This is a genomic window from Streptomyces sp. NPDC020801 (genome assembly GCF_044334385.1).
Taxonomy (GTDB): Bacteria; Actinomycetota; Actinomycetes; order Streptomycetales; family Streptomycetaceae; genus Streptomyces.
The window spans coordinates 59,852-74,534 of sequence record NZ_JBIRST010000031.1 but is presented as its reverse complement, the minus strand read 5'-3'; the positions used below and the strand labels follow the sequence as shown (position 1 = coordinate 74,534).

Sequence of the window (14,683 nt, the reverse complement as noted above, 5' to 3'; positions counted from 1 at the left end):
AGTCCGTACCCGGTCCGGTCGACGTCCGGCATCGACGAGAGGTTCGGCGCCGCGACCAGCTTGCCGTCCAGACCGTACGTCCAGGCGTGGTACGGACACTGGAAGGCCCGCTTGACCTCGCCGGACTCCTCGGTGCACAGCTTCGCGCCACGGTGCCGGCACACGTTGAAGTACGCACGGATCGAATTGTCCCGCGCACGGGCGACAAGGATGCTCTCACGGCCCACATCGACGGTGCGGAACGCGCCGGGCTTGGCCAGCTCGGAGGCACGCGCGACACAGAACCACATCGTCTCGAAGATGCGCTCCTGTTCCTGGGCAAAGATCTCCGGGTCCGTGTAGGAGGAACCGGGAAGGGTGGCGATCAGGCTGTCCGGCAGGCTGGTCGAGGTCACGGTGCACTCCTCGGAAACGTCGTGGATCGGTTCGTTCACGCGCCGGGAAGAGCGACTCCGGACGGCGTTGTACATGGAGCAACGCTGCGTATCTGTGCGGCAGCGGCATGGAATTGGGTGGTGTCAAGACGGAGTTACGGCGAGCTGCTTGCGCCAGCGGGTGAACAGCCGTGGCTGGTTCATCCCCAGTACGGCGACCGGCCGGCCGGCGCGCCGGTAGACGGCCAGGACGTTGCGGTCGTCGGCCGCGCCTTCCTCGATGGTGACGCTTTCGGCGCAGGCCGCGTGACCGGCGAACTGGATCTTCACGCCGTACTGGTCGGACCAGAAGTACGGCGGCCGGAGCACGCCCGGTTCCACCGCACCCCCGGCGAGCAGCGTGGCGATCGCGGCGTCGGGGCGCTCACGCGCGCCGGTCCAGTGCTCGACGCGGCGGTGGGCGCCCGCGCGGGCGTCGTACCAGTTGGCGCAGTCACCGACCGCGACCACCCCAGCAAGGCTGGTGCGGCCGTCGCCGCCGCACTTGACGCCGTTGTCGAGCTCCACACCGGAACCCTCGAGCCAGTCGACACACGGGCGGGCGCCCACGCCGACCACGACGATCTCGGCCGGGATGCTGAGGCCGTCCTCCAGCAGGACGGCCTCCACCCGGCTCTCCCCGCTCAGACCCTTGACGCCCACACCGCACAGGAGCCGAACGCCGTGGTCGGTGTGGAGGCCGGAGACGATGGTGCCCATCTCGGCACCGAGGGGGCCGGCGAGCGGGGTCGGAGCCGCCTCGATCACCGTCACGTCCAGCCCGAGTCCGTACGCCGTGGAGGCGACCTCGGCGCCGATGAACCCACCGCCGATCACGACGAGCCGTCCACCCCGGGCCAGCTCCTCGCGCAGGGCGCGGGCGTCGTCCAGGGTCCGCAGGACGTGCACCCCGGCCAGGCCCTCACAGCCGGGCAGGGTACGGGCGGCGGCACCGGTCGCGATGACGATGCCGTCGGCCCTCACCTCACGGCCGTCGGCGAGCCGCACGGCACGCCGGGTGTGGTCGAGCCCGGTGGCGCGGGTGCCGAGCAGCCACTCCGCCGCCAGGTCCTCGTCGTCCGTCTCCAGCGCCAGATCCGCCTCGCCCAGGGTCCCGGCGAGGAACTCCTTGGACAGCGGGGGCCGGTCGTACGGGCGATGCGGTTCGTCGCCGATGACGACGAGCCGTCCGTCGTAGCCCTGCTTGCGCAGCGAGCGCGCGGCCGACAGACCGGCCAGCGAGGCGCCCACCACGGCGACGGTCCTCACGCGGTGCCCCCGACGAGCCGGGACGCCACGCAGGGCGGGAGGTTCGGCGCCTCGCTCGACACCTTGACGTGGATCACGCCGTCCTCGACGACGACCTCATGGGTGCGCACCGGCAGCTTGGCCGGCGGGGCGTCCACCGCGCCGGTCCTCAGGTCGAACTTCGAGGCGTGCAGGGGGCATTCCACCTCGCAGCCCTCCAACCAGCCGTCGGCGAGCGAGGCGTCCTGGTGGGTGCAGGTGTCATCGATGGCGAAGAGCTCGCCGTCGTCGGTGTGGAACACCGACACCGGCGGATCGATGTCGAGCCGGAAGGCCTCACCTCGCGGGAGATCCGCGAGACGGCACGCGGGAATCATCATGACACCTCGGTGCGTATAACGAAACGGATTGCGGTAAGCGCAACATTAGTCTGAGGTCGCCCTGAACCCTTGTCAAGGCTCCGGCGGCCGGCTTCCCACGGGCCCGCAGCCACTCGAGCGCAGGACGAAATGCCCGTACCACCTGCATAAACAGGCGGCACGGGCGTGCTCTGAGGGCTGCGGCGGAACGGTCAGAAGCCGCGGTCGATCCACTCCTGAAGGTGCGGGGCCTCCGCACTCACGATCGTCGTCTCCCCGTGCCCGGTGCGGACGACGGTGTCGCCGGGCAGGGTCAGCAGCCGGTTCCGGATCGACTCGACGATGGTCGGGAAATGGCTGTACGACCGCCCCGTGGCCCCCGGCCCTCCCGCGAAGAGCGTGTCACCGCTGAACAGGGCCCGCAGCGCCGGCGCGTACAGGCACACCGCACCCGGCGCATGCCCTGGCGTGTGCAGCACCCTCAGCTCGACACCGGCCACGGCGAGGACCTGGCCGTCGGCCAGTTCGCCGTCGGGCGCCCGGTCGGGGTGGGTCAGCTTCCACAACGGCAGGTCGTCCGGGTGCAGCAGGACCGGCGCGCCGGTGCGCGCGGCGAGGGCGGGCGCCGCGTCGATGTGGTCGTTGTGGGCATGCGTGCACACGATGGCCCGCAGGGTCCGGCCGCCGACCGCCTCGGCGATGGCGTCGGCGTCATGCGCGGCGTCGATGACGATCACTTCGCTGTCGTCACCGACGAGCCACACGTTGTTGTCCACGTCCCAGGTGCCGCCGTCCAGCGAGAACTGCCCCGAGGTGACAAGGTGTTCGATGCGTGCACCTGCCATCACAGCACCACCACCGAGCGCAGCACATCCCCGCCGTGCATGCGCTCGAAGGCCTTCTCGACCTCGTCCAGCGCGATGGTCTCGGTCACGAAGGCGTCCAGGTCGAGGCGTCCCTGCAGATAGAGATCGATGAGCATCGGGAAGTCGCGGGAGGGCAGGCAGTCCCCGTACCAGGACGATCTCAGCGCCCCGCCCCGGCCGAAGACGTCCAGCAGCGGCAGTTCCAGCTTCATCTCCGGGGTCGGCACACCGACCAGGACAACCGTGCCGGCGAGGTCACGGGCATAGAACGCCTGCTTGTACGTCTCCGGGCGGCCCACCGCCTCGATGACGACGTCCGCGCCGAAGCCACCGGTCAGCTCCCGGATCGCCTCGACCGCATCGCTCTGGCGCGAGTTGACCGTATGGGTCGCCCCCAGCTTCCTGGCCGTGGCCAGCTTACGGTCGTCGATGTCCACCGCGATGACCTTCGCCGCGCCCGCCAGGCTCGACCCCGCGATCGCCGCGGCCCCCACGCCACCGCAGCCGATGACGGCCACACTGTCGCCTCGGCCGACGTTCCCGGTATTGATCGCCGCACCGATTCCCGCCATCACACCACACCCCAGCAGACCGGCCGCAGCCGCCGACGCCGCCCGGTCCACCTTCGTGCACTGCCCGGCCGCCACCAGCGTCTTCTCCGCGAACGCGCCGATCCCCAGCGCCGGCGACAGCTCCGTACCGTCCAGCAGGGTCATCTTCTGCTTCGCGTTGTGGGTGCCGAAGCAGTACCACGGCCGCCCCCGCAGACACGCCCGGCACTGCCCGCACACCGCGCGCCAGTTCAGGATCACGAAGTCACCCGGGGCGACATCGGTGACGCCCTCCCCCACCGACTCCACGACACCTGCGGCCTCATGGCCAAGCAGGAAGGGGAAGTCGTCGTTGATCCCGCCCTCGCGGTAGTGCAGATCGGTATGACACACCCCGCAGGCCTCGATCTTCACCAGCGCCTCACCCGGACCGGGGTCGGGCACGACGATCGTTTCCAGGCTGACGGGGGCGCCCTTCCCCCTCGCGACGACAGCACGGACCTGGTGAGCCATGGCCACTCCTCGGCTGGTACGACACCTGAGTCGTATGTTGCTCAATACGGCACACATCTCATGTGCCGCAACACAGCATCGTGGAGGGCCGACTGTTGGTCAAGGAGCCCGGCCGGGTTCCCTCGGCTGGGCGGCTTCGCGACGCAACAGCGCGAACGCCACCGGCGGACAGCAGGACCACGGCGACTTCCCCGGCCAGCGCACCCGGAACCCGGCCGTGCGAGGAGGAATCTCCCGGCGGGCCCAACCGTCAGCCTGCGGGAAGTTGCCCAGGGGCCGCCGCCGAGCCGGACGGTGAGAACGTCGAGTCCGCGCGCACGGTTGCGCTCATCGGTCACCGCCTCTCGGAAGCGGACGGCCGGCCGGCGGAACAAGTCGAGTCCGCAGGTCACACACGGGGCTGCGCGTCGGCAGAGGACGGTTCGAGCCGGACGACGATGGACTTCGACGTGGGGGTGTTGCTGATGGCCGCCGTGGAATCCAGGGGCACGAGGACGTTGGTCTCGGGGAAATAGGCGGCGCAACAGCCTCGGGGGGTCGGGTAGGGCACGGCCCGGAAGACCGGCGCCCTGCGCTCCACACCGTCCCCGTACTCGCTGACGATGTCGACGAGGTCCCCTTCGGCCAGGCCGCGGTCGCTGAGGTCGTCGGGGTGCACGAAGAGGACCCGGCGGCCCTGGTGGATGCCGCGGTAGCGGTCGTCCAGGCCGTAGATGGTGGTGTTGTACTGGTCGTGGGAGCGGAGCGTCTGCAGCAGCAGCCGGCCCGGCGGGACCTGGGGCCGCTCCAGCAGGTTGACGGTGAAGTTGGCCAGGCCGGTGCGGGTCGGGAAACGGCGCTCGTCGCGGGGCGGGTGGGGCAGGGCGAAGCCGCCCGGCCGCCGTACCCGGGTGTTGAAGTCCTCGAAGCCGGGGATCACGCGCTCGATGCGGTCGCGGATGCGGTCGTAGTCCGACTCGAAATCCACCCACGGCACCTGCGGCCCCACTTCGCCCAGGGTGGCCCGTGCCATCCGGCAGATGATCGCGACCTCGCTCAGCAGGTGCTCGGACGCGGGGGCGAGCCGCCCCCGCGAGAGGTGCACCATGCCCATGGAGTCCTCGACAGTGACCACTTGGGGCCCGCTCGGCCGCAGGTCTGCCTCGGTTCGTCCGAGGCACGGGAGGATGAGTGCCTGTTCCCCCGCGATGACATGCGAGCGATTGAGCTTGGTCGAGATCTGCACGGTGAGGCGGCACCTGCGCAACGCCTGCTCGGTCAGCTCGGTGTCGGGGGCCGCGGCGACGAAGTTGCCGCCGAGCGCGACGAAGACACGTACGTCGCCGTCGCGCATGGCACGGATGCTTTCCACCGCGTCGTGACCGTGGTGGCGCGGCGGCGTGAACCCGAACTCGGCGCCGAGCGCGTCGAGGAACGCGCCGTCCGGCTTCTCGTAGATGCCCATCGTCCGGTCGCCCTGCACATTGGAATGGCCGCGCACCGGGCAGAGGCCGGCGCCGGGGCGGCCGATGTTGCCGCGCAGCAGGAGGAAGTTGACGACGTCCCGGATGGTGGGCACGGAGTGCTTGTGCTGGGTGAGTCCCATCGCCCAGCAGACGACGATCTTCTCGGCGGCCAGCACCTGACGGAAGGCGGCCCGGATCTCTTCCTCGGGAAGTCCGGTGGCCTCCAGGATGTCGTCCCACGACGCCTTGCGGGCGTGCTCGGCGAACTCCTGGAAGCCATGCGTGAACCGGTCGATGAAAGACGTGTCCAGGCAGGTGCCGGGGGCTTCGTCCTCCGCCTCCAGCAGCAGGCGGTTGAAGGCCTGGAACAACGCCTGGTCCCCGCCCAGCCTGATCTGCAGGAACTGGTCAGCCAACCGGGTACCGCCGCCGATGACGCCGGAGGGCCGCTGGGGGTTCTTGAACCGGAGCAGCCCGGCCTCGGGCAGGGGGTTGACCGCGATGACGCGAGCGCCTCGCCGCTTGGCCTCTTCCAGCGCCGAGAGCATGCGAGGGTGGTTGGTGCCGGGGTTCTGGCCGACGACGAGGATGAGATCCGCCTGGTAGAGGTCGTCCAGGCTGACGCTGCCCTTGCCGATGCCGATGGTCTCCACCAGGGCCGAACCGCTCGACTCGTGGCACATGTTGGAGCAGTCCGGCAGATTGTTGGTGCCGAAGCTCCGCACGAAGAGCTGATAGGCGAACGCGGCCTCGTTGCTCGCCCGTCCGGAGGTGTAGAAGGCGGCCTGGTCGGGATGATCGAGTGCACCGAGTTCGCGTGCGATCACGGCGAACGCGTCGTTCCAGGAGATCGGTCGATAGCGGTCGCTGCCCGCCGGGCGGTACATGGGGTGGGTGAGGCGTCCTTGCTGCCCGAGCCAGTAGTCGGTGCGGGGCAGCAGATCCTCCAGAGTGTGCTCGGCGAAGAAGTCCGGGGTGACCCGGCGGACGGTGGCCTCCTCGGCCACGGCCTTGGCGCCGTTCTCGCAGAACTCCGCCCGGTGCCGGTGATCCGGCTCGGGCCAGGCGCAGCCGGGACAGTCGAAGCCTTCCTTCTGATTGACCCGGAGCAGCGTGAGCAGGCTGCGGCGGGCCCCCATCTGTTCGCCGGCGTGCCGCAGCGAGGAAGTGACAGCGGGGAAACCGGCGGCGTACTCCTTCGGGGGGCCGACCCGCAGACGGGCGTCGCCGGGGTCCTCAGCAGGTGGCTTGCGAGTCATCTGTAGCGCTACTCCGCGGTGTAGTGGAATCAGGAGCCATGCCATTACCGTCGCCGGGTATCGCAGCCCGTCGTACGGGGCGCCCGCAAGAGACGAGGTTGCAAACTACAAAACAGTAGCGTTATATGCAACAGCCTTAGGGAAGCCCCGATGTCGACTTCCTGTCAAGACCCACACCACGCCAGGGGCGCGCGGCGACGCCTCACGGCGACTGGTCGGCCGGCAGGCAGCCGGTTGGCCCTGCTGCTGGAGGCCACGGAGACCGGACGGGTGCGGCTTCGCGGTGATCGGGTCAACAAGAGGTACGGGCGGCCGGTAGCGACTCCTGCCCGGCTGCCGGGCCCTGCCGGGGGTTGACCTCCAGGTCAAGGACTCATCGCCGTCCTATGGCGCCGGTGAGGGAGACCTCGCGACGACGACACCACCACACCCTTCACGCTGTTCACTGCGCTGTGGGTGATGTGTCTTCCGAGGTCGAGGTTGGTCCTGGGCTTTCCGGCTCCACCGCGTCGGGGCCCTGTGTGGTCGGCCGGGCCGCGCGGGCGCACGGGAGTACGAACGCCTCCGGGCTCCCCTCTGCCCACCGGCCCGCACGCTCGCGGACACGGTGGTGGCGTGCGCTACTTGAGGCCGATCGCCGCGCAGTCCGCCTGGTAGGCCGCCGTGCAGATCTGCGGGACGGTGTAGACGCCGTCCGCGATCACCGTGTCCTTGATGTTGGTCTTCGTGAGGGCGACCACCGGTACCAGGGTCGCGGGGATCTTCTTCTCCGTCGGGCTGTCGACCGTGTCGCGGGTCAGCGCGTCGAACGCGATGTCACGGCCCTGGACCTTGTCCACCGCCATCTGCGCGGCGTTGGTGGCCTCGTCCAGGAACGACTTGTACACGGTCATGTACTGCTCCCCCGCGACGATCCGCTGCACGGCGTCCAGGTTCGCGTCCTGCCCGGTCACCGGTGGGATCGACTTCGCGCCCGCCTCCTTCAGCGCGTCGATGACGGCGCCCGCCATGCCGTCGTTCGCCGAGTAGACGGCGGCGATGTTGCCCAGCCCGATCGACCGGATCGACTGCTTCATGTGCGCCTTGGCGACCGCGGGCGACCACTTGTCGGTGTCGTACTGCTTGACTATGTCGACCTTTCCCTGGAGTTCGCCGAGCGCGCCCTGCTTGAACCTCGCCGTGTTGGGGTCGGCGGGATCGCCGTTCAGCATCACGAGTTTGCTGCTCGACGCCTTCGGGCCGAGCGCCTCGAGAAGGGCGCGTGCCTGCACCTGGCCGACGAGCTCGTTGTCGTGGGAGACGTACGCGTCGATCGGGCCCTGCGCAAGGCGGTCGTACGCGATCACCGGTATGCCCGCGTCCTTGGCCTTCTTCACATCCGGAGCGACGGCCTTGGCGTCCAGCGCGTCCACCAGGACGACGTCCACCTTCTCGTCCACCATCTGCCGGAACTGGCTGCTCTGCCGAGCCACGCTCGCCTCGGCGTTGGCGTAGACGACCTTGCCCCTGTTGTGCGTGAGGGAGGCGACCTCCTTCTTGATGACCGGGTAGTCGAACCTCTCGAAGCGCGCCGTGTCACGGTCGGGCAGGAGCAGCCCGACCGTGATGTCGTCGCCCTTCTTCGGTGACGCGGCGCCGCCGCCCCCTCCGAAGGTGTCGACGGCACCGCACGCGGCGAGTGAGAGCGCTGAGGGAATAACGGCCATAACTGTGGCAGTACGCCACAAAGCAGGCCTGTGGGTGGTACGAGAGTTCACTTCCGGGGCCTTCCGAACAGGGAGCAGCTTCGTGACTTCGCGTGGCCGACAGCCAAGCGGGGAACTCAGTGACACGTCAGCATGTTGTCGTAACCAAGGGTCGAGCCCGGTCCGGACGCTGTGCCCCGCCGTGTCCGCAGGCAGACAGAGGCAGACGGAGACCGATGCGCCTCCGGCTGCTCACTGACTCGCGTGGCCGACAGCCAAGCGGGGAACTCCGTTACACGTCAAGATGTTGTCGTAACAAAGAGTCAACGAGTCCGGTCCGGACGCCGTGCCCGCCGGGTCCGCAGGCAGACAGAGGCAGACAGAGGCAGACAGAGGCAGACGGAGACCGATGCGCCTCCGCCCGCTCACTTCGCCTGACCACGATGCTGGACCTCGACTCGGCTCGTGCCGGCCAACTCCTCGACGCGGCAGCCGAACTCCTCGACGCGGCAGCCGAACTCTTCCTCCTGCCCGCCGCGTTGACCGACCACCTACGCCGCGCACTGCCCCCTCTCCGGGGGCTGCGGAGGACCGCACCAGCCGCTTGCTCGAGCTGTCGGTTGCTTTGGTCGCTGCCACCTCTTCTGCTCAGCGACTGAAGACCAGCGACTCAGCAACATTTCGGTCGCTGACCCGAGGTGAGCCAAAACTGCAGGTCGAGGCTCTCATCAGGAAGGGGCAGCGACTGAAGCGACTCAGAGTCCCGGTATATAAGTCATTCCTGTGTGCGCGTGTGCGTCATATATAGAGAGACTCAGTCGCTTCAGTCGCTGTCCCGGGTGCGACGCCGCTCTCGACCTGGTTTCTCTCCTCTGAGTGCTGAGCAGCGACCGAAGCACATTCAGTCGCTGCGCTCGCCACTCAGTCGCTGAGAACGGACAGCCGGTCGCATGATCCGACACGGCGTCAGCCTTCTCTCGCACGTGCTCCACAACCTCACCCGCCACGTTCGCTAGTCTGTGTCCGTCGTTGAGTCGCTTCGGTCGCTGATAGGGGATACAGATGCCTGCTGAGCTGCGTATTTCGCGCAGCGACTCACAGCAGCCAGTCCCCGGGCCTTCAGTCACTGAGCTGCCACTGGTTACCGCCCGAAGGTGCGCAGCCCGGGGCTGGCCCGTCCACCCGCTTACTCCTGGACGAAAGACCCCAGCAGCGAACTGCTCCGACTGCCGCATGACTCCACACACCCACGCCGACTGTCCCTGCCTGCCCGCGGGCCGCTGGTGCCACGGCTTCCACGCCGCCACCCTTGACCAGCGCCGTATCGAGGAATGGTGGGGCGCCCACCCGGACTTCGGCGTGGGCGTGGCCTGTGGCCCCGCCGGCCTGGTCGTCATCGACATCGACGCCAAGCCCGCCCAGCTCCCAAGCCGGGACCGGCTACTGCCGGGCATCCCTATCGCCGAGCACGTCGACATCAGGGGCCTGGCCACTGGATTCCACACGCTCGCCGTCCTCGCCGCGCTGCGGGGACGGCGCAGCCCCGCCGACGACGACACCACCCTGCGCGTCCGCACCCCTTCCGGCGGCCTGCACGTCTGGTACCGGGCCGCAGACGGCAGCCGCTGGCAGTGCTCGGTCGGCTCCAGCCAGGGCCGAGCACTGGCCTGGCAGGTCGACGTCCGTGCTTGCGGCGGCTACATCATTGCCCCCGGCACCCGCATCAGCCACGGCACCTACGTTCCCCTCGGCAGCGTTCGCGAACCCGCCGTCCTTCCCGGGTGGCTGGCCCAGGAACTGGAACGGACCGGCCACCTGCCCGCACCGAGGGTCCCCACCCCCCGGCAGGTCCCGCCCCGTGGCCGGCAGGCCGTCCTGGCCGCGGGCGGCGGACGCGACCGCACCTCCCGCACCCTTGCCGCCGTGCTGGCCCCCGTGGAGGTCTGCGGTCAAGTCGCCGAGGGCGCTGGTTTCTCCGAGGCCCTCAACCGTGCCGCCTACACCCTCGGCGGCCTCGTCGCTGCCGGCCGCCTGTCCCAGGACGAGGCCGAGCGCGCTCTCAAAGAGGCCGCGACCGCCGCCCGCCCGGGTCAGGAACGGCGCTGCGAGCAGATCATCCGCAGCGGCATGGTCGCCGGCCTCAAGCGTCCGCTGAACACCACCAGGGAAGGCCGCCCGTGACCTCGCCTGGCGACGAGACCCAGACGCTCTTCGACTTCGACCCCGAAGTCGTTGCCACCCAGATCCGCAACCAGGGTCACGTCCCGGTTCCGGCGCAGGCCGATACCGAACGCGTCAGGGCGGGTGAGGCAACCTCCGCAGGGCTGCTGCCCGACACCCTGTCCGACCGTGGCAACGCCAAGCTGTTCGTCAAGCTCTACGCCAACGATTACCGGCACGTCCCCGGCATCGGCTGGTACCGATGGGACACCACCCGCTGGCAGATCGACGAGGACGACACGGTCCTGTGGGCAGCAGGTGAACTCGCCGAGAACATCGCCGACCAGGACCCCCGTGGGGTGTTCCTCACCCAGGCGTTGCAGCAGCACCGCCGCCGCGCCCTGTCCACCGCCGGTATCAACGCCATGCTCACTCAGGCCAAATCCGCCCCGGGCATGGTCCTGAACGCCGCTCTGCTGGACGCCGACCCGTATGCCCTGTGCACCCCGGACGGAATCGTGGACCTGCACACCGGCCTGATCAAGAAACCCGACCCGAACCTGGATTTCCACTCCCGGTCCACCAGCGTCGGCCCCCAGCACGTGCGCACCACGCGCTGGGACCGCTTCCTGACCGACACCTTCGGCGACGACACCGAAGGCCGCGAGATGATCGCCTACCTGCAGCTGCTGCTCGGTTACTCCGTTACCGGCGACGTCGGCGGCCAGGTCCTGCCCTTCCTCTTCGGCTCCGGCAAGAACGGCAAATCCGTCCTGCTGGACGTTCTGATGAAACTGCTCGGCGACTACGCCGACGCCGCCCCGCCCGGCTTCCTCATGGCGCGTCCCTACGAGGGCCACCCCACCGACCTGGCCGAACTCCACGGCCGCCGTGTCATCGTCTGCAGCGAGGTCAAGCCCGGCGACAAGTTCGACGAGGCCCGCGTCAAGCTGCTGACCGGCGGTGACCGCATCAAGGCCCGACGCATGCGACAGGACTTCTTCGGCTTCCAGCCCACCCACAAACTCTGGCTGCTGGGCAACCACCGGCCCGAAGTCGGCACCGGCGGATTCGCATTCTGGCGTCGCATGCGCCTGATCCCATTCGAACGCGTCGTCCCCGACGACCGTAAGATCGACAACCTTGCCGACGTCCTCGTCACAGAGGAAGGTGCGGGCATCCTCGGCTGGCTGATCGACGGTGCCCGCCGCTACCTTGCCGGCGACCGCGACCTCACCGGGCCCGAGCGCGTACGCATCGCCACTACCGCCTACGCCGAAACCGAAGACCACGCAGGCCGCTTCTACGACGAGTGCTGCGCCCTCGGCCCCGCCTTGCGCGCCGAACAGACCGCCCTCTACGCCGCGTACAAGGTGTGGTGCCACAATGAAGGCGCCCCTGCCATGTCCTCGCGAGCGTTCGCCGCACGCACGCGTGAACTGGTCGGGCTGGCCTCGCCCAAGGAGATGATCCTGTCGAACCAGCGCAAGCACTACCCGGGCATCGGGTTGCTCACTGACGAGGAGAGGGGCGCCACCCTATGAGCTCCTTGATCACCGAGGACGAGATCAGTCACGAAACGGAGATCGTCTGGCTGGAGGACATCGGCCACCTCGACTACGTCCGCCAGAGCCTGGACCGGCTGCCCTCCCGACGGGGCAAACCAGCCTATCACCGCCCCGGCCGCATGGTCGGCTACGCCCTCCTCAGTCCCAAGGCAAAGGCCTCCCGCTCCTCGGGCACCTTCCGGCGCCGCGTCTTCTGGCTGCTGCCCCACGACCGCGACAGCGACCCCGAAGGGCTCTACGCCAAGGGCGCCCCGGCCGAGGCCATCGACCCACGCACCCTCGAGGCTCGGATGAAGGGCTACAAGACCGAACGCTCCGAAGGCGGCCCGCCCTCCACAGCCATGCGGGAACTCGGGATCACGCTGCCGCTGTGACGGGGCGGGCTGTTCCGGACGGCGGCAGCTCGCAGGTAGGTAGTTCTGCGGATGGTGCTGTACTGGCGCGCCTTCTAGGGTTGATTCTCCTGCCTGCCTCCCTTCCGTCCACTTCCCTCTTGAGAGAGCTGATACGGATGAACCGCCATACGCAGCAACGAGTTCTGGCTGTCAGCCGCTGAGTATGAGCACGGCAATCGTGGTGGGCAGCGGTCCCAATGGGCTGGCCGCTGCCGTGGCGCTCGCTCGAGAAGGCGTGGAGGTCACGGTGCTGGAGGCCGCCGACGCCATCGGGGGCGGCACGCGTTCCAGCGAGCTGACACCCGGTCTGCTGCACGACCACTGCTCGGCCACCCATCCGGTGGCGGTGGGTTCACCATTCCTGCGCAGCCTTGGTCTGGATCGCTATGGCTTGCGCTGGTGCCTTCCGGAGATCGACTGCGTGCATCCGCTGGACTCCGGTGAGGCCGGCATCCTGTATCGGTCCGTGCAGGAGACGGCCTGCGGCTTCGGCGGTCTGGAGGGGTGGCTGTGGCAGCGGATGTTCGGCCACCTCGCCGATGGCTTCGAGGCGCTCGCCGAGGATGTCATGGGCCCGCTCCTGCACATGCCGAGGCATCCGTTGCGATTCGGCATGTTCGGATTGCAGGCGCTGCTGCCCGCCGGCGCCGTGGCGGGGCTGTGGCGCTCCGCGCGCATCCGTGCTCTGTTCGCAGGGGTGGCGGCCCATGCGTTCCGGCCGCTGCACCGTCCGGCGACCGCCGGCGTGGGCTTGTTGATCATCGCTGCGGGTCACCGTCACGGCTGGCCTGTGGCCGGGGGCGGGTCGAGGGCGATCACAGATGCGCTTGCTGCTCTGCTCGCCGACCTCGGCGGCAGGGTCGAGACCGGTGTCCTCGTGCGCTCCACGGCGGATCTGCCTTCGGCCGATGTGGTCCTCTTCGATCTCGCGCCGGGAGCGGTTGCCGACATCCTGGGCGACCGGCTCCCGGGGAGGGTTGCACGCGCCTACCGCCGCTTCCGCCACGGGCCCGGTGCCTTCAAGGTCGACTTCGCGGTCGAGGGCGGCGTCCCGTGGAGCAACGAAGCGGCGCGCCGGGCCGGGACCGTCCACCTGGGAGGCACCTACGCGGAGGTCGCCCGAAGCGAGCGTATGATCCACTCCGGCCGGATGCCGGAGCGCCCCTTCGTGCTCGTCGGCCAGCAGTACCTGGCGGACCCGCAGCGATCCCATGGCAACATCCACCCGGTGTGGACCTACGCGCACGTACCACACGGCTACGACGGTGACGCGACGGAGGCGATCATCCGTCAAATCGAGCGATTCGCTCCCGGGTTCCGCGAGCGTGTCCTTGGCATGGCCGTCCGCCCGCCGGCCGCCTTCGCGAAGTACAACGCGAACTACGTCGGCGGCGACATCATCACGGGGGCGAACACCCTGGCCCAACTCGTCATGCGCCCCCGGCCCGCCCTCGATCCCTACAGCACGGGCGTGCCGGGCATGTTCATCTGCTCCGCGGCATCACCGCCCGGGGCCGGCGCCCACGGCATGTGCGGAGCACATGCCGCCGTATCGGCCCTGCGCTACCTCGGCCGAGGACGCGGAAGATCCGGCCGAACCCCGAAGCCGGCGTCCGCGCGAAGGTACTGAGTTCGGAACTCCGGTTGCCGTGGCTGCTGGCAGACCCGGTCGTTGCGCGACGTCGGTTGTCATGCAAGGCGGCGGCCTGACGGACGATCACCTCCGCGACGCGGTTGCACCGCCCGTCCGACCGGCGTGATGGGGAGTGGCCCGCCAATCACTCTGCGTATAAATGCTGTGAAAATCGTCACGCAGAGTTTAGGTATTTTCCTCGATGTGGGAACGGTTGACGATCCGGCAGAGTCGCCTCCAGGAGAGCACGGAGAAATAGGGCTCTGGGGCTCGCTTTCGAAAGGGAAAAAGCGGATGAGCACCATCGCGAAGGCAGTGGACAGTCTGAACCTCCCTGTGGAGGGCGCCGTCTTCACGTCCACCCGCCCCACCATGGGATTCGGGATCGGAAAGGGAGTAGTTCGCGCGAGCTCGGCCCTGGCGAATGTCGCCCAGGCCGCGGCAGGTGCTGCCCAGGTTGCCGCCAACGTGTGTGCGGTGCAGGCGAATCAGGCCGCCGCGAACCAGGCCGCCGCGAACCAGGCGGCTGCCGGCGGTGGTGCCTGACCGGTCCTTCGCGGCCTGACATGTGTGGGCCGGTGAAAGCCG

General features: G+C 69.0%; 12 protein-coding genes. 5 read left to right on the top strand and 7 right to left on the bottom strand.

Annotated elements, in window-relative coordinates; all coding sequences use genetic code 11:
* The 7 genes from ACH4UM_RS37690 to ACH4UM_RS37660 form a co-directional block, all read right to left on the bottom strand.
* The coding region (locus ACH4UM_RS37690) for an aromatic ring-hydroxylating dioxygenase subunit alpha (RefSeq protein ID WP_398189870.1) at positions 1-395 on the bottom strand (395 nt) is incomplete at its 3' end.
* Between the two features lie 123 nt (positions 396-518).
* The gene (locus ACH4UM_RS37685; protein WP_398189867.1) at positions 519-1,682 is read right to left on the bottom strand and encodes an NAD(P)/FAD-dependent oxidoreductase; all 1,164 of its coding nucleotides are present in this window, start codon (positions 1,680-1,682) and stop codon (positions 519-521) included.
* Positions 1,679-2,041: a bifunctional 3-phenylpropionate/cinnamic acid dioxygenase ferredoxin subunit gene (locus ACH4UM_RS37680; RefSeq protein ID WP_398189864.1), complete on the bottom strand. Its 363-nt coding sequence runs from the start codon at positions 2,039-2,041 to the stop codon at positions 1,679-1,681. Before ACH4UM_RS37680 ends, ACH4UM_RS37685 begins: the two co-directional genes overlap by 4 nt.
* A gap of 191 nt (positions 2,042-2,232) precedes the next feature.
* A complete protein-coding gene (locus ACH4UM_RS37675; RefSeq protein ID WP_398189861.1) occupies positions 2,233-2,865 on the bottom strand; it encodes an MBL fold metallo-hydrolase in 633 nt (210 codons plus the stop codon).
* Positions 2,865-3,950 carry an S-(hydroxymethyl)mycothiol dehydrogenase gene (locus tag ACH4UM_RS37670; RefSeq protein ID WP_398189858.1) on the bottom strand — a complete coding sequence of 362 codons (1,086 nt, stop codon included), beginning with the start codon at positions 3,948-3,950 and terminating at the stop codon, positions 2,865-2,867. Before ACH4UM_RS37670 ends, ACH4UM_RS37675 begins: the two co-directional genes overlap by 1 nt.
* A gap of 388 nt (positions 3,951-4,338) precedes the next feature.
* Positions 4,339-6,654, bottom strand: a complete 2,316-nt coding sequence (locus ACH4UM_RS37665) for an FdhF/YdeP family oxidoreductase (RefSeq protein ID WP_398189855.1) — start codon at positions 6,652-6,654, stop codon at positions 4,339-4,341.
* A 620-nt stretch (positions 6,655-7,274) separates the two neighbouring features.
* Complete coding sequence (locus ACH4UM_RS37660; RefSeq protein WP_398189852.1) at positions 7,275-8,360, bottom strand: sugar ABC transporter substrate-binding protein; 1,086 nt, start codon at positions 8,358-8,360, stop codon at positions 7,275-7,277.
* A gap of 1,041 nt (positions 8,361-9,401) precedes the next feature.
* Between ACH4UM_RS37660 and ACH4UM_RS37655 the strand changes: the two genes are divergently transcribed.
* The 5 genes from ACH4UM_RS37655 to ACH4UM_RS37635 all read left to right on the top strand — a co-directional run bounded on the left by ACH4UM_RS37655 (position 9,402) and on the right by ACH4UM_RS37635 (position 14,641).
* On the top strand, positions 9,402-10,520 hold the full coding sequence (locus ACH4UM_RS37655) for a bifunctional DNA primase/polymerase (protein ID WP_398189849.1): 1,119 nt from the start codon (positions 9,402-9,404) through the stop codon (positions 10,518-10,520).
* The gene (locus ACH4UM_RS37650; RefSeq protein ID WP_398189846.1) at positions 10,517-12,043 is read left to right on the top strand and encodes a phage/plasmid primase, P4 family; all 1,527 of its coding nucleotides are present in this window, start codon (positions 10,517-10,519) and stop codon (positions 12,041-12,043) included. The genes ACH4UM_RS37655 and ACH4UM_RS37650 overlap by 4 nt, the downstream gene beginning before the upstream one ends.
* Complete coding sequence (locus tag ACH4UM_RS37645) at positions 12,040-12,441, top strand: DUF6009 family protein (RefSeq protein ID WP_398189843.1); 402 nt, start codon at positions 12,040-12,042, stop codon at positions 12,439-12,441. Before ACH4UM_RS37650 ends, ACH4UM_RS37645 begins: the two co-directional genes overlap by 4 nt.
* A gap of 184 nt (positions 12,442-12,625) precedes the next feature.
* Complete coding sequence (locus ACH4UM_RS37640; RefSeq protein WP_398189840.1) at positions 12,626-14,092, top strand: phytoene desaturase family protein; 1,467 nt, start codon at positions 12,626-12,628, stop codon at positions 14,090-14,092.
* A gap of 168 nt (positions 14,093-14,260) precedes the next feature.
* A complete protein-coding gene (locus ACH4UM_RS37635) occupies positions 14,261-14,641 on the top strand; it encodes a hypothetical protein (protein WP_398189837.1) in 381 nt (126 codons plus the stop codon).
* The last annotated feature ends 42 nt before the right edge of the window (positions 14,642-14,683 follow it).

Excerpts from the sequence above, each read along its gene's own strand:
- ACH4UM_RS37645 (WP_398189843.1), top strand. The coding sequence starts at position 12,040 with ATGAGCTCCTTGATCACCGAGGACGAGATCAGTCACGAAACGGAGATC.
- ACH4UM_RS37640 (WP_398189840.1), top strand. The coding sequence starts at position 12,626 with ATGAGCACGGCAATCGTGGTGGGCAGCGGTCCCAATGGGCTGGCCGCT.
- ACH4UM_RS37665 (WP_398189855.1), bottom strand. The coding sequence starts at position 6,654 with ATGACTCGCAAGCCACCTGCTGAGGACCCCGGCGACGCCCGTCTGCGG.
- ACH4UM_RS37675 (WP_398189861.1), bottom strand. The coding sequence starts at position 2,865 with ATGGCAGGTGCACGCATCGAACACCTTGTCACCTCGGGGCAGTTCTCG.
- ACH4UM_RS37655 (WP_398189849.1), top strand. The coding sequence starts at position 9,402 with ATGCCTGCTGAGCTGCGTATTTCGCGCAGCGACTCACAGCAGCCAGTC.
- ACH4UM_RS37670 (WP_398189858.1), bottom strand. The coding sequence starts at position 3,950 with ATGGCTCACCAGGTCCGTGCTGTCGTCGCGAGGGGGAAGGGCGCCCCC.
- ACH4UM_RS37680 (WP_398189864.1), bottom strand. The coding sequence starts at position 2,041 with ATGATGATTCCCGCGTGCCGTCTCGCGGATCTCCCGCGAGGTGAGGCC.
- ACH4UM_RS37660 (WP_398189852.1), bottom strand. The coding sequence starts at position 8,360 with ATGGCCGTTATTCCCTCAGCGCTCTCACTCGCCGCGTGCGGTGCCGTC.